A 12,803-nucleotide genomic window follows, 5' to 3' on the forward strand; every position below is an offset into this window, starting at 1 on the left:
GCGGGATGACGACTTCGCCGTGGCAGGACACCGGCACGGGCGTGCTGCGGCTGCCGTCCGGGCGGCTGGTCAGGGGACGCGGGCTCCGCCACCCGATGCCGCAGGGGCCGGCGCCCGACTTCGCGGTGTACCTGCTGGGCAAGGAGCCGCCCGAGGTGCCCTGGGAGGCCCGCTGGCTGCGCTGGCCCGACTTCCGGCTGCCCGCCGATCACGCGCGGGCCCGCGACGTCCTCGGTGAGGCGTGGGAACGCGCCGCGGCCGAACGCGTAGAAGTGGCCTGCGGCGGCGGCCGCGGCCGGACCGGCACGGCCCTGGCCTGCCTCGCGGTCCTGGACGGCGTGCCGGCCGCCGGGGCGGTGGACTTCGTACGCCGCGGCTACGACCGCCGGGCCGTCGAAACACCCTGGCAGCGGCGCTACGTACGGCGCTTCGGGCGCTGACGGGCCGGGCGGTCCGGCTCCGCGGGTGCCAAGTGGTCGCCGGCGGCCCCGCGGTCCAGCAGGCGGGCGAGCCGCAGCGGGACGTCGCCGCCGACCAGGACGACGACCAGCAGCGTCAGCCCGAAGGTGAGCAGGGCCAGCGCCCGGCCCAGCGGCATGCTCTCGGCGAGCCGGGCGCCGAGCACCGGGGCGACGGCGCCGCCGAGTGCGCCGACGTTGTAGACGAAGCCCAGCGACGCCGCGCGGGTCGCGGTCGGGAAGTGCCCGGCGAGGTACTTCGGCAGAATGCCCGAGATGCCCTGGCCGAGGGCGAGCAGGACGAAGAGCAGCATGCCCAGCGCGACCAGGCTGTCCCGGACGGCGAACACCGGGAAGACGAACGCCAGGGAGGCCAGCAGGGTGCCCGCGTAAGCGCGGCGGGTGCCGAACCGGTCGCCCGCGAACCCGGCCAGCCAGCAGCCCGCCATGGTGCCGAACCCGGCGTAGAACATCACGTCGGCGACCTCGGCGGGCGCGTACCCCAGCTCGGTCTTGAGGTAGGTGGGCAGCAGCGCCTGGACGGGCCAGCTGTAGAGGAACGCGCAGAAGACGGTGACCGTCAGGGCCACGTACAGCACCCAGCCGCGCCGGCCGCCGAGCTGTACGGCGAACGCCGTCAGGCAGAGCGCGGCGAGCGCCGCCAGCCACGGCACGTAGCCCGTCCCTGCCGGGGTGAAAACGCAGTAGAGCGCGGCGAACGCGACGACTGCCAGCGCGCAGTTGAGTCGGCGCCGCGCGCGCCCGGCGAACAGCGGCCGGAAGGGATTGGGGCGCTCTGCGGCGGCCCCCACCTCGGTACTCCAGTCGTCGGCCTCCGGCAGGGACCTGCGTACCCAGAGCGCGACCAGCACCGGCAGCACCCCGATCCAGAACATCCACCGCCAGCCCCAGTTGGGCACCACCCACTGGTACAGCTGGGCCGCGAGGATCGTGCCGCCCGCGTAGCCGGATATGAGGAAGCCGGAGGCCCGGTTGCGCAGGGGGGCCGGCCAGGTCTCCAGGACGTACGTGGCGCTGGCGCTGTACTCCCCCGCCATGCCCAGGCCGATGACCAGCCTGGCGGCGAACAGGCTGGTGTAGTCCCAGGCGAAGCCGCAGGCGAAGGTGCCCAGCGAGTAGAGGAGGATGCTGGCGATCATCGCGGGCCTGCGCCCGTACCGGTCGCCCAGCGCGCCCAGGAGCGCCCCGCCGAGCCAGCGGGTGACGAACGCGCCGGAGACCAGGGAGGCCGCGCCGGCCGTGCTCAGGCCGAACGTGCCGGCGATCTCGGTCAGGACGAGGGTGATCAGGACGAAGTCGAAGCCGTCCAGGAGGTAGCCGACCCAGGCGGCGGCCATCGCCTTCCACTGGCGGGGCGTCACCTGCCGGTACCAGGGCGCCCGCCCGCCCCCCTTCGAGGAGCGCGTCCTCACAGCAGCCCGGCTTCCTCCAGGCAGCGCCGGACCCGGCCCACGGCCGCCTCGTCCAGCGGCAGCTGCGGCGGCGCGGTGGCCGGGCAGTCGATGACGCCCAGGAGGTGCAGGGCCGCCTTGAAGGCGCCCAGTGCTGAGGAGCTGCGGCCCATCACCGCCGGGTCGCCCGCGTCGGTCAGCGCGAAGAGCGCGGCGAGCCGGTCCTGCTCGGCGGCGGCCTCGCGCCAGCGGCCCGCCGCCGCGTGCGCGTAGAGGCGTACGTAGCCGTCCGGGTCGACGTTGCCCAGGCCGGGGACGACGCCGTGCGCGCCCGCCAGCAGGGCGCCGTCCACGGTGAGTTCCGACCCGGTGAGCACGGAGAAGCCCGGGTTGCGGGCGGGCATGCCGACGAGCAGGCGGCGCAGCGCGCCGTCCTCGCCGCTGCTGTCCTTCAAGCCGGCCAGCACGCCGTCGGCGGCGAGCGTGCGCACCGTGCCGAGGGGCAGCTTGGTGTGCACGGCCGCCGGGATGTCGTAAGCGAACAGCGGGAGGTCCGCCCCTTCGCGTACGCGGGTGAAGTGGCCGGCGATCTCGGCGGGGTGGGTGCGGGTGTAGAAGGGGGCGGTGGCCACGACCGCGTCGGCGCCCAGGCTCCGGGCCGTACGGGCGTGTTCGAGGACCCGGGCGGTCGTCATGTCGATGGCCCCGGCCAGCACGGGCAGCCGGCCGGCGGCCGCCTCGACCACCGTCTCGACGACGGTGCGGCGCTGCGCGTCGGTCAGGTAGGCGGCCTCCCCGCTGGAGCCGAGGACGAACAGCCCGCTCACCCCGGCGCCCGCGAGCCGGGCGGCGAGCGTGGCCAGCGAACGGGTGTCGACCCGCCCGTCGGGGGTGAGCGGGGTGCACAGCGGGGGGACGACACCGGTGAGCGGCGCGGGGAGGGACATCGGTGACCAGCTTTCTGCGCACACTCGCATTCCGGACGTCGGACGTCCCATGTTGGCGGACCTGCGGGTGAATCTGGTCCAGCCGCCCAGGCGTGTCAATACCGCGCACTCCGCCGTCCCGGACGGGCGTTCGTTGACGGCGGACCGGCCCCTGCCTAGCGTTGCGCCCTACCGGCCGGTACGGCCGTGATCCGAGGCGGAGGCGAGCATGGCGCGACGGCAGGACACCGCAGCACGACCCCACGACCTGGTGCTGTTCGGCGCCACCGGCTTCGTGGGGCGGCTGACCGCCGCCTATCTGGCCCGGCACGCGCCCGCCGGCTGCCGCTGGGCGCTGGCCGGCCGCGACCGCGCGAAGCTGGAGCGGCTGCGGGAGGAGCTGGCCGGCATCGACCCGGCCTGCGCGGAACTGCCGCTGCTGTGCGCCGACGCCGACCACCCCGGGTCGCTACGCGCGCTCGCGGCGGGCACCCGTGTGCTCGCCACGACCGTCGGGCCGTACCTCGCCTACGGGGACCCGCTGGTCGCCGCCTGCGCGGAGGCCGGTACGGACTACGCCGACCTGACCGGCGAGGCCGAGTTCGTCGACCGGACGTATGTGCGGTACGACGCGGCGGCGCGCGACTCGGGTGCCCGGCTCGTGCACGCCTGCGGCTTCGACTGCGTACCGGCGGACCTCGGCGCGCGGTTCACGGTCGGGCAGCTGCCGTCCGGTGTGCCGCTGCGCGTCGACGGCTTCGTCCACACCACCGGGGCCATATCGGGCGGCACGCTGGCCTCCGCGCTGGCGGCGGCCTCGCGTCCGCTGGGCATGCTGCGCGCCGCCCGCGACCGGCAGCGCCTGGAACCGCAGCCGGCGGACCGTACGGTGCGGGCCCCTCTCGGCCGCCCCTACCGCAACGGCGCCGTGCGGGCGTGGGCCCTGCCGCTGCCGACGCTCGACCCGCAGATGGTCGCGCGCTCGGCGGCCGGACTGGAGCAGTACGGACCCGACTTCCGCTACCGCCACTTCGCCGCCGTGAAACAGCTGCCGGTCGCGGTGGGCGGCGCGCTGGGCGCGGGCGCCGCGTGCGCGGTGGCGCAGGTGCCGCCCGCGCGCCGCTGGCTGTCCGCACGCCTGGCGCCGGGCACCGGGCCGAGCGACGAGCGGCGGGCCCGCAGCACGTTCAGCGTGCGCTTCGTCGGCGAGGGCGGCGGGCGGCGCGTCCTGACGGAGGTCTCGGGCGGCGACCCGGGCTACGACGAGACGGCGAAGATGCTCGCCGAGTCGGCGCTGAGCCTGGCCTTCGACGACCTGCCGGAGACGTGCGGGCAGGTCACCCCGGCGGTGGCGATGGGGGAAGCGCTGACCGGTCGGCTCCGGCGGGCGGGCATGACGTTCCGGGTGGCCGCCAAGGCGCCGTCCCGGGCGGATTGAGCGGGCGGCCTGACCGAGCAGTCCGAGCGGGCGGCCGCCGGCGGTACGTCAGTCTGCGCGCGCCTGCAACAGGGCGCGGCGGCACAGCGCGTCGGCGGCCCTGGTCGTCTCCGGGATGCGGTACTTGGGCGTGAGGTGGAGGGTGTGGGCGCAGGCCCGGTCGAGGTCGACGCGATGGCCCACGGACACGAACACCGGCTTCACGCCCTTCTGCGTCCGCAGCACCCGCCCGACCACTTCCTCCTCTTCCGCCTCGCCGGGGCTGCCGGCACCGCCGCCGGGCCCGCGGCCGTCCAGGAGCGGCGAGGACGCGCCCCGCTCCACGCCGGGCAGCTCGTACCGGGACGTGAAGGGGTTCTTGGCGACGCCGATGGCGGGCAGGCCGGTGAGCACGCCGAGGTGGCTGGCCAGGCCGAAGCGGCGCGGGTGCGCGAGCCCGTACCCGTCGCAGACCACCAGGTCCGGCGTGCGGCGGAGACGGCCGAGGGCGTCCAGCACGGTGGGGATCTCCCGGAAGGCCAGCAGCCCCGGCACGTACGGGAAGGCGACCCGGCCGACGGCGGTGGCCTCCTCGACGACTTCGAGCGTGACCGCGTCCAGGGCGACGGCCGCCGCGGCCACCAGGTCGCGTTCGTCGTCGTAGGCGACGTCCACGCCGACGAGCGTGCCCGCGAAGCCGGGTTCCGGGCCGGAGTGCTCGCGGCGTACGTGCGTGCGCAGCCGGTCCTGTACGGCGAGGGCCTCGGCCTCGCCGGTGGGCCAGTGGGCCAGCTCGTCTTCGAGGGAGATCGTGCCGTCGTTCGTCATGGTGGGATCACGGTACCGAACGGGCGGTAATGGCCGGGCGCCCGAGGTACACATGTGCGACGATGCGGCACGGATCACGGATCACGGAGCGCGCGGAAAAACGGGGAGCGGGAATGTTCGCGATATCGCTGGGCGACGACGGTGCCGAGCTGCGGCCCCTGGAGCCGTACCACGCCGAGGAGTACCTCGCGCACATGGACCGCGGCCGGGAGTACATCGGCCGCTTCATCGGCCTGGCGGACGTCTGCTCCGACCTCGGCTCGGCGCGGGCGTTCCTGCAGACCTACGCGGACAAGGCGGCGGCCGACAGCGGCCGGCTGTACGGCATTTGGGTGCACGGCAAGCTGGTCGGCGGCGTGCTGTTCCGCACCTTCGACGCCGCCGCCGGCACCTGCGAGGTCGGCTGCTGGCTGGAGGAGACCGCCGTCGGACGCGGGCTGGTCACCCGCGCGATCCGGGTGATCGTCGACTGGGCGGTCGAGGAGCGCGGCATCCACCGCGTGGAGTGGGTGGCGGCCTCGGGCAACACCGCGAGCACCAAGCTGGCCGAGCGGCTGGGCCTGGTGCGCGACGGAATCCTGCGGCAGAGCTACGCGCGCGGCGGGGTACGCCACGACCTGGAGGTCTGGTCGGTGCTCGCCCCGGAGTGGCGCGAACTGCGGGCGCGCTGAGCCTTTTCACGCGGTGGGCGGCGGCGCGGACGGCGGCAGGTCCTCCAGGAGGGTGCCGAGTGCGCCGGTGACCAGCGCGCACACGGTGTCCGGGTCGGCGTCGGCCAGCGGCTGCTTGCCGACGACCACCCGCATCAGGCCGATCCCGAGCATCCAGGAGAGGGCGAGGTCCGCGCGCAGCCCGCGGTCGTCGGCGGTGCTCAGCGTGGCGAGCACCCGCGCGTAGTCGTCGCCCATCTCGCGTACCGCGGTGGTGATCTCGTCGCTGTCGCCGATGGACCGCAGAAACGTTTCCAGGGCCCGGTCCCCCGGCTCCTCCCCGCGGTGGCCGAGCATGCCGCGCAGGGCCGCTTCGAACAGCCCCGCGGGCGGCGTGCTGTGCAGCTGTTCCCGGCCGCCGAGCGCCACCACCTCGCCGAAGAGCGCCTTCTTGGAGCCGAAGTAGCGGAAGAGCAGGGCCTGGTTCACCCCGGCCCGCTCGGCGATGTCGCGTACGGTCGCCCGCTCGTAGCCGCGCTCGGCGAACAGCGCGGCCGCCGCCTCCAGGAGCAGCAGCCGGGTGCCCTGCGCACCGCGGCGGCGCGTTCCGCACCCGGTTATCGGCGCGTTCGCCGGCCCGGCCTCCGGCTCGTACCCGGCCATGCGCGTACTCCTCTCCAGCGCTGGTGCAGGACCGTTGACCGTACCAAGAAGATCCCTCTACTTTGTAAGCAGCTGCTTACACGTGGGAGGCCCTGGTGACCACAGCCGGCACGACGCCCCTTTCCTACCCCTTCAACGAACCCGACGGACTGTCCCTGTCCGACACCTACGAACAGGTCCGCAACCAGCCGGGGTTACTCCGGGTGCAGATGACGTACGGCGAACCGGCCTGGCTCGCCACCCGCTACGCCGACGCCCGGCTGGTCCTCGGCGACCGGCGCTTCAGCCGCGCCGAGGGCCTCAACCGCGACGAGCCGCGGCAGTCCGAGGGGCAGCGGGACAGCGGCATCCTGAGCATGGACCCGCCGGACCACACCCGGCTGCGCACGCTCGTCGCCAAGGCCTTCACCGTCCACCAGGTGGAGAAACTCCGGCCGTGGGTACGCGAGCTGACGCACGGTCTGGTCGACGAGCTGGAGGCCGCCGGGCCCCCCGTCGACCTCGTGGACCGCTACGCCCTGCCCATCCCGGTCGCCGTCATCTGCCGCATGCTCGGCGTGCCCGAGGAGGACCGGCCCAAGTTCCGCGAGTGGAGCGACGCGGCGCTGTCCACCAGCTCGCTGACGGCCGAGGAGTTCGAGGCCAACCGCGAGGAACTGCGCGCCTACATGGCGAAGTTGATCGCGGAACACCGGGCGGAGCCCCGGGACGACATCATGACCGCGCTCATCGAGGCCCGGGACGTGAACGACCGGCTGTCCGAGCTGGAGCTGACCGACCTGTGCGTCGGCATCCTGGTCGCCGGCCACGAGACGACGGCCACCCAGATCCCCAACTTCGTGCTGTCCCTGCTGGACCACCCCGGCGAGCTGGAGCGGTTGCGCGCGGACCCCGCGCTCGTGAAGGGCGCCGTCGAGGAACTGCTGCGCTTCGTCCCGCTGGGCAGCGGCGCCGGCTTCCCCCGCTACGCCACCGAGGACATCGAGGTGGGCGGCACGCTGGTACGCGCGGGTGAACCCGTACTGGTCGCCGTGGGCGCGGCCAACCGCGACGCGCTCCGCTTCGACGCGCCGGGCACCCTGAACATCGCCCGCGACGGCAACCAGCACCTCGGCTTCGGCCACGGCGTGCACCACTGCCTCGGGGCGCCGTTGGCCCGGCTGGAGCTCCAGGAGGCGCTGATCGCCCTGATCACCCGCTTCCCCGGGCTGCACGTGGCGGGCGACGTGGTGTGGAAGGACCAGATGCTGGTCCGCGGCCCGCGCGTGATGCCGGTGGGGTGGTGAGCCGGATGACCTGGAAGGCCGGCATCGACGGGCAGCAGTGCATGGCGTCCGGCATGTGCGCCGCCATCGCCCCCGACCTCTTCGTCCTGGACGGGCCGCACGCCCGGCCGCTGAGCGAGGAGATCCCCGAGGACGAGCGCGCCCTGGACGCGGCCGACTCCTGCCCGGCCGCGGCGATCCTCGTCCGGGACGGCGACACGGTCGTCGGACCGCGCCCCTAGAAGTGCGGTACGGGGCCGGGCGGCGGCTCCCGTGCCGTGCGGCGCGTGCCCGGCACCGAACGGCCTACCCGGCGCGGCCGCCCTCACCCGTCTGCCCCCGCCGCACACGGACAGCTCGCCGGCCGCGGGACGGCGCAGTGACCTGCCGCGACGCCGCCCGGCAGGGGGCGACACGCCGGGGGGCGGCACCTTACCTGACGCGGCCTCACCGGGCGGGGGCGGCGCGCCGAGGCTTATCTCGGATGCGTCAGCGCGGATCCATCCGATCCTGCCGCGGCGCACCCGCGCCGCCTCCGCGCTGCCGGAGGATCAACCATGCGCTCCACTCGCGTCATCGCCGCTTCCGGCCTCACCGTCGCCACCCTGGGCCTCTCGGCCGGCGCCGCGTTCGCCAAGCCCGTCGCCTCGGCCAGCCCGCACCTGGTGGGCCCGGGCGGCGCCGTCACGATCACCGTCACCTGCGACCCGTGCAAGGGCCGGAGCATCGCCGCCACCTCGCAGGGCTTCGCCAGCGGGACGATCCACCTCAAGCGGGTCGCGGACCGGCACCCGGGGACACGCTCCACGTTCCGGGGCACCGCCCGGGTGGCGTCCCAGGTCTCCGGCGGCCCCAACCACGTCGGCCGCTACACGACGTGGGGCGTGGACGGCAAGTGCCCCGACGGCACGGCATGGCACACCAGCTTCAAGACCGACGCCAAGCTGCCGCACGGCAAGGTGCGCACGGGCGCCGGCGGCACCAGCGAGGACTCCAACACGACGGAGATCGTCGCGGGCGCCGCGGTACTGGCCACGGCTGCGATCGGCGGCACCTACTTCCTGCGCCGCCGCCAGAACGACCAGTCCTGACAGCCCGGCGGCCGCACATACGACGACGCCACGGGCCGCCGCGCCCCGCCGGACCCCCACCTCCCGGACCGGTCAGGGAGCGGCGGCCGCCGCCGGGCGGCGTCGCGGACGCCGCATAGCATGGCACGCATGTTCGTACTTGAGCTGACCTACACCGCCCCACTGGAACGCGTCGACGCCGCCCTGCCCGGCCATGTGGAGTGGCTGGAGCGGAACTACGCCGCCGGGCACTTCCTCGCCGCCGGGCGCAAGGTGCCGCGCGACGGCGGCCTCATCATCGCGTCCGTCGCGGACCGGGCGGCCGCGGAGGCGATCGTCGCGGAGGACCCGTTCGCCCTCGCGGGCGTGTGCGACTACCGGATCACCGAGTTCGTGGCGACGACCACGGCACCCGCGCTGGAGGCGTACAAGGAGCAGCTGCCTTCCTGAGGCGGTGCCGGGCCGCTCAGCCGCGGTCCAGGAGCGCTCCGATCTCCTCGTGCAGCACGGCCGGCAGCCGGGTGTCCCAGCGTGCCGCCGCCTCGCCGGCCAGTTCGCGGCTCCACTGCCAGCTGCGCCGCGCCGCGGTCCGTACGGCAGGGAGGACGGCGGGAGCGGTGGTCGCGGTGTAGCGGTCGCGGTCGACGGCCGGCAGGTCCTGTTCCAGAGCGCGGCTGGGGGTCAGCCAGTGTGTGGTGGAGCCGCGCAGCAACCGGCACAGCTGGAGCTGCTGCGGGGCGACGACCGTGTGCAGCAGTGCGTGTGCGCGGGCCGTCTCGCCGCGGTTTAGGACATGGGCGAGCATCAGCGTCCAGTTGGCGAGTTCGTCGGCGAGCTGCTGGGCCGTCGGGCCCGGCTCGGGCGGGCACGGGTCGGCGAGCCGGGCGGCCGCGGCGGTCAGCCGGCCACTGCGGTCGAGCAGGACGGCGGCGCCGGGGTCGGGCAGGTGCACCATCCCGCGCCAGGCCGGGACCTCCTCGATGCCGGGCCCGGCGGCCACCAGGTGGAATTCGCCGCGCATCAGATCGTCGAAGACGACGGCCAGGATGCCGTACATGTTCGTGTACGCCAGCTTCAGCGGGGCCAGCCGGCCGAGGAATTCCCGGCCGTCGAAGTCCTCGGCGTGCGCGTCCCGTATATACAGGTACGCCTCGATGTCCGAGTGGGCGTCGGCCTCGCCGAGGGTCCACGAGCCGTAGAGCAGCACGCCCTCCAGCCGGGGTTCGGCCTCGGCCAGCTCGCGCAGGCGGGCGATACGGCGGTCGAGGGCGGGGGAATGCGAAGCGGTGGAGCGCTGCATGGGCGGAATCTCCTGAACGGGGAAAGGCATACGGACAGAAGGCACCGGGCCCGGCGGCAACACGCCGGGCGGCACCCGCGAACCTCGTCCGTCCGATCAGGAAACGCCCATGGGCGGCAGCGTACGCGACCGGCCCGGCCCTAGGGAACAGGGGCCTTACGGAGCAGGGGTCGGCCAGCTGCCGCCGTTGAGCCAGTACCCCTGGATCTCTTCGAGGTGCCGGCCCTTGGTCTCGGGGGCCGTGGCCGCGGCGAAGGCGAGTGCGCCGAGCGCGAGGAGGCCGAGGCACGCGAAGGTCGTGGCGGCGCCCGCCCAGGACATCAGGGACGGGAAGAACTGCGCGATCAGGAGGTTCGCGACCAGGTCGGCCGTCAGCATCGCCGACGCGCCGGTGGAGCGCAGCTGGGCGGGGAACGCCTCGCTGGCGTACACCCAGATCAGGGAGCCGAAGCCGAAGTTGAACGCGGCGGTGAAGAGCAGGATGGCGCCGAAGCCGATCCAGAGGGCGGCGCCTTCCGGGTCGCCGAAGCCGAACACGGCGGACAGGACGGCGAGCATGACCACCATCGTGGTGATGCCCGAGAGCAGCACGACACGGCGGCCGAGCCGGTCGATGATGAGGATGGCGAGGACCGTCGCGGCCAGTGAGGCCAGCTGGACGAAGGACGGCAGCAGGAAGTTCTGCCCGTCGCCGGTGAAGCCCAGCTCCTCGAAGATCTGCGGGCTGTAGTACGTCACGGCGTTGATGCCGGTGATCTGGCAGAAGAAGCCGAGCCCGACGACGAAGAGCGCGGCGCGGGCGTACGGCTTGCGCAGCAGCGAGCGCAGCGAGCCGCCGCTCTCGGCCGCGAGGGCGGCCCGCACCGCTTCGGTCTCCGCGCGGGGGTCGACGTCGGGGTCGGTCAGCTCCATGACCTCGACGGCCTTCTCGATCCGGCCCTTGAGGACGTACCAGCGGGGCGTGTCCGGGAGCCGGAACAGCGGGATCAGCACGAGCGCGGCCGGGATCGCGGACAGGCCGAGCATCAGCCGCCAGTGGCCGCCCGCGGAGAGCCCCCAGTTCACGAAGTAGGTGAGGGCGATGCCCGCGACCGTGGCGACCTGGTAGGCGGCCACGGACGCGCCGCGGATGCGCGCCGGGGTCGACTCGGCGATGTAGAGCGGGGCCGCGACGATGGAAATACCGATGGCGACGCCGAGCAGGAAGCGGACCGCGTCCAGGACGACGACGTTCGGTGCGAGGGCGGAGAGCACGACGAACACCGTGTACGAGCCCGCGACGATCAGCATGGCGGCCTTGCGGCCGAGCGCGTCGGCGAGTTTCCCGCCGATCAGCGCGCCCAGGATCGAGCCGAACACCAGGATGCTGTTGACCAGGCCCTTCTCGGTGTCACTGAGGTGGAAGTCCTTGCTCAGGAACACCAGGGCGCCGGAGATGCTACCGGTGTCGTAGCCGTAGATGACGCCGACGACGGCACCGGTGAGGGCGAAGAGCCGGCCGGTGCGGCGGGGGGCCCGGGCGGGCAGTGATGGCTGCTTGGAGCGCGTTGCAATGGACATGGGCAGTCCTTTGTGACGACTGGCGGCGGAACGGCCTTGTCGTGCTGGACGCGCTGTCCGTCGGCCGCCGCCTCGTTGCGGCTGCTTGAGTGATCCTGCGAGTATTCGACTCCTTTCACGCATGTGTCAACAGTCGCCCTAGGTGACCGCACCTCCTCCATACCTCCTGCATAACCCCTGCATACCTCCTGCGAAGAACGCGTGTTGGCGCCCCATCCCTTCCCGCACAAGAGGCAGTCCCACTCGTACGAAGGATGGATTACGCCGCAGGGCGTGCGTAGAGTTGCTTGCAAGCGAGCAACTTGTTGCAAGTTCACGCAGGAACTCTGGAGGCGTCGTGAGCGAGACCTCGTACATGGAGCAGGAGCTGCGCAGCCAGCCGGACACCTGGCGGGAGGCGGCACGGATCGGCGGCGGCGCCGACGGGCCGCTGCCCCGTGCCGGACAGCGGGTCGCCGTGGTCGGCTGCGGCACCTCGTGGTTCATGGCGCAGGCGTACGCGGCGCTGCGCGAGGGCGCCGGGCAAGGCGTGACGGACGCCTTCGCGGCCTCCGAGGCGTTCCTCGGCGCCGGCCGCGCGTACGACGCCGTCGTGGCGATCACCCGCTCCGGGACCACGACCGAGGTGCTGCGCCTCCTGGAGCAGGTCAAGGGGCGCATCCCGACCGTGACGGTGCTCGGCGACCCCGGCACCCCGGCCACCGGCCTGTCGGACGCGACCGTCACGCTGCCGTTCGCCGACGAGAAGTCCGTGGTCCAGACGCGGTTCGCGACGACGGCGCTGGCCCTGCTGCGGGCCCACCTCGGCGAGGACCTGTCCGGCGCGGTGCGCGACGCGGAGGAGGCGCTGGCCGCGCCGGTGGACAAGGAGTGGGTGGACGCCGAGCAGTTCTCGTTCCTCGGCACGGGCTGGACGTTCGGGCTGGCCAACGAGGCGGCGCTGAAGATGCGGGAGGCGTCGCAGAGCTGGACGGAGTCCTACCCGGCGATGGAGTACCGCCACGGCCCGATCTCGATAGCGGCCCCCGGCCGCGTCACCTGGGTGTTCGGCCCGGTGCCGGAGGGGCTGGAGGCGGATGTCGCGCGGACCGGCGCGCAGTTCGTGCACCACGACCGCGACCCGCTGGCCGATCTGGTGCTGGTGCAGCGCATCGCCCTGGAGCGGGCCCGCGCCCGCGGCCTGGACCCCGACAACCCGCGCAGCCTGACCCGCTCGGTCATGCTCACGGCGGCAGAGCCCGCGGCGGGGTAGCC

General features: G+C 73.8%; 14 protein-coding genes. 8 read left to right on the plus strand and 6 right to left on the minus strand.

The genetic code is table 11. The annotated features are described in order from the left end of the window. Window positions 1-5: 5 nt before the first annotated feature. Entirely contained in the window at window positions 6-440 is a 435-nt protein-coding gene (locus ACH4OW_RS09095; protein WP_398026191.1) for a protein-tyrosine phosphatase family protein, read from the plus strand. Here the strand turns inward: ACH4OW_RS09095 and ACH4OW_RS09100 are convergent. After that, the gene (locus ACH4OW_RS09100; protein WP_398026193.1) at window positions 416-1,891 is read right to left on the minus strand and encodes a sialate:H+ symport family MFS transporter; all 1,476 of its coding nucleotides are present in this window, start codon (window positions 1,889-1,891) and stop codon (window positions 416-418) included. The genes ACH4OW_RS09095 and ACH4OW_RS09100 overlap by 25 nt on opposite strands. Further along, the gene (locus tag ACH4OW_RS09105; RefSeq protein WP_398026195.1) at window positions 1,888-2,817 is read right to left on the minus strand and encodes a dihydrodipicolinate synthase family protein; all 930 of its coding nucleotides are present in this window, start codon (window positions 2,815-2,817) and stop codon (window positions 1,888-1,890) included. Before ACH4OW_RS09105 ends, ACH4OW_RS09100 begins: the two co-directional genes overlap by 4 nt. 208 nt (window positions 2,818-3,025) lie before the next feature. Between ACH4OW_RS09105 and ACH4OW_RS09110 the strand changes: the two genes are divergently transcribed. After that, complete coding sequence (locus tag ACH4OW_RS09110; RefSeq protein ID WP_398026197.1) at window positions 3,026-4,234, plus strand: saccharopine dehydrogenase family protein; 1,209 nt, start codon at window positions 3,026-3,028, stop codon at window positions 4,232-4,234. Between the two features lie 48 nt (window positions 4,235-4,282). Here the strand turns inward: ACH4OW_RS09110 and ACH4OW_RS09115 are convergent, their stop codons facing one another. Next, window positions 4,283-5,041, minus strand: coding sequence for an endonuclease V (locus ACH4OW_RS09115; RefSeq protein WP_398026199.1), 759 nt, complete (start codon window positions 5,039-5,041; stop codon window positions 4,283-4,285). A gap of 113 nt (window positions 5,042-5,154) precedes the next feature. On the opposite strand from ACH4OW_RS09115, the gene ACH4OW_RS09120 reads away from it, so the two are divergent. Next, window positions 5,155-5,712 (plus strand): GNAT family N-acetyltransferase, encoded by a 558-nt coding sequence (locus tag ACH4OW_RS09120; RefSeq protein ID WP_398026201.1) that lies wholly within the window; start codon window positions 5,155-5,157, stop codon window positions 5,710-5,712. Window positions 5,713-5,718: 6 nt separating this feature from the next. Here the strand turns inward: ACH4OW_RS09120 and ACH4OW_RS09125 are convergent, their stop codons facing one another. Next, complete coding sequence (locus ACH4OW_RS09125) at window positions 5,719-6,354, minus strand: TetR family transcriptional regulator (protein WP_398026203.1); 636 nt, start codon at window positions 6,352-6,354, stop codon at window positions 5,719-5,721. 95 nt (window positions 6,355-6,449) lie between these two features. On the opposite strand from ACH4OW_RS09125, the gene ACH4OW_RS09130 reads away from it, so the two are divergent. From ACH4OW_RS09130 to ACH4OW_RS09145, 4 genes are all read left to right on the plus strand, one after another. Further along, the gene (locus ACH4OW_RS09130; RefSeq protein ID WP_360123466.1) at window positions 6,450-7,640 is read left to right on the plus strand and encodes a cytochrome P450; all 1,191 of its coding nucleotides are present in this window, start codon (window positions 6,450-6,452) and stop codon (window positions 7,638-7,640) included. Window positions 7,641-7,645: 5 nt separating this feature from the next. Next, on the plus strand, window positions 7,646-7,861 hold the full coding sequence (locus ACH4OW_RS09135; RefSeq protein ID WP_360123469.1) for a ferredoxin: 216 nt from the start codon (window positions 7,646-7,648) through the stop codon (window positions 7,859-7,861). A gap of 315 nt (window positions 7,862-8,176) precedes the next feature. Beyond that, complete coding sequence (locus ACH4OW_RS09140) at window positions 8,177-8,710, plus strand: hypothetical protein (RefSeq protein ID WP_398026206.1); 534 nt, start codon at window positions 8,177-8,179, stop codon at window positions 8,708-8,710. 129 nt (window positions 8,711-8,839) lie between these two features. Then, entirely contained in the window at window positions 8,840-9,139 is a 300-nt protein-coding gene (locus ACH4OW_RS09145; RefSeq protein WP_398026208.1) for a YciI family protein, read from the plus strand. Between the two features lie 16 nt (window positions 9,140-9,155). Here the strand turns inward: ACH4OW_RS09145 and ACH4OW_RS09150 are convergent, their stop codons facing one another. Together ACH4OW_RS09150 and ACH4OW_RS09155 are read right to left on the minus strand one after the other, a co-directional pair. Then, a complete protein-coding gene (locus tag ACH4OW_RS09150; RefSeq protein WP_398026210.1) occupies window positions 9,156-9,989 on the minus strand; it encodes a nucleotidyltransferase domain-containing protein in 834 nt (277 codons plus the stop codon). 156 nt (window positions 9,990-10,145) lie between these two features. Continuing rightward, entirely contained in the window at window positions 10,146-11,549 is a 1,404-nt protein-coding gene (locus tag ACH4OW_RS09155) for a sugar porter family MFS transporter (RefSeq protein ID WP_398026212.1), read from the minus strand. Window positions 11,550-11,886: 337 nt separating this feature from the next. Between ACH4OW_RS09155 and ACH4OW_RS09160 the strand changes: the two genes are divergently transcribed. Next, the gene (locus ACH4OW_RS09160; RefSeq protein ID WP_360123484.1) at window positions 11,887-12,801 is read left to right on the plus strand and encodes an SIS domain-containing protein; all 915 of its coding nucleotides are present in this window, start codon (window positions 11,887-11,889) and stop codon (window positions 12,799-12,801) included. Window positions 12,802-12,803 lie beyond the last annotated feature (2 nt).

Origin of the sequence: Streptomyces sp. NPDC017056 (assembly GCF_044332485.1) — a bacterium.
Lineage (GTDB): Bacteria > Actinomycetota > Actinomycetes > Streptomycetales > Streptomycetaceae > Streptomyces.

Bases quoted from the DNA above. Each gene is read 5' to 3' on its own strand.
- ACH4OW_RS09095 (WP_398026191.1), top strand. From the start codon at position 6: ATGACGACTTCGCCGTGGCAGGACACCGGCACGGGCGTGCTGCGGCTG.
- ACH4OW_RS09105 (WP_398026195.1), bottom strand. From the start codon at position 2,817: ATGTCCCTCCCCGCGCCGCTCACCGGTGTCGTCCCCCCGCTGTGCACC.
- ACH4OW_RS09110 (WP_398026197.1), top strand. From the start codon at position 3,026: ATGGCGCGACGGCAGGACACCGCAGCACGACCCCACGACCTGGTGCTG.
- ACH4OW_RS09115 (WP_398026199.1), bottom strand. From the start codon at position 5,041: ATGACGAACGACGGCACGATCTCCCTCGAAGACGAGCTGGCCCACTGG.
- ACH4OW_RS09120 (WP_398026201.1), top strand. From the start codon at position 5,155: ATGTTCGCGATATCGCTGGGCGACGACGGTGCCGAGCTGCGGCCCCTG.
- ACH4OW_RS09125 (WP_398026203.1), bottom strand. From the start codon at position 6,354: ATGGCCGGGTACGAGCCGGAGGCCGGGCCGGCGAACGCGCCGATAACC.
- ACH4OW_RS09135 (WP_360123469.1), top strand. From the start codon at position 7,646: ATGACCTGGAAGGCCGGCATCGACGGGCAGCAGTGCATGGCGTCCGGC.
- ACH4OW_RS09140 (WP_398026206.1), top strand. From the start codon at position 8,177: ATGCGCTCCACTCGCGTCATCGCCGCTTCCGGCCTCACCGTCGCCACC.
- ACH4OW_RS09145 (WP_398026208.1), top strand. From the start codon at position 8,840: ATGTTCGTACTTGAGCTGACCTACACCGCCCCACTGGAACGCGTCGAC.
- ACH4OW_RS09150 (WP_398026210.1), bottom strand. From the start codon at position 9,989: ATGCAGCGCTCCACCGCTTCGCATTCCCCCGCCCTCGACCGCCGTATC.
- ACH4OW_RS09155 (WP_398026212.1), bottom strand. From the start codon at position 11,549: ATGTCCATTGCAACGCGCTCCAAGCAGCCATCACTGCCCGCCCGGGCC.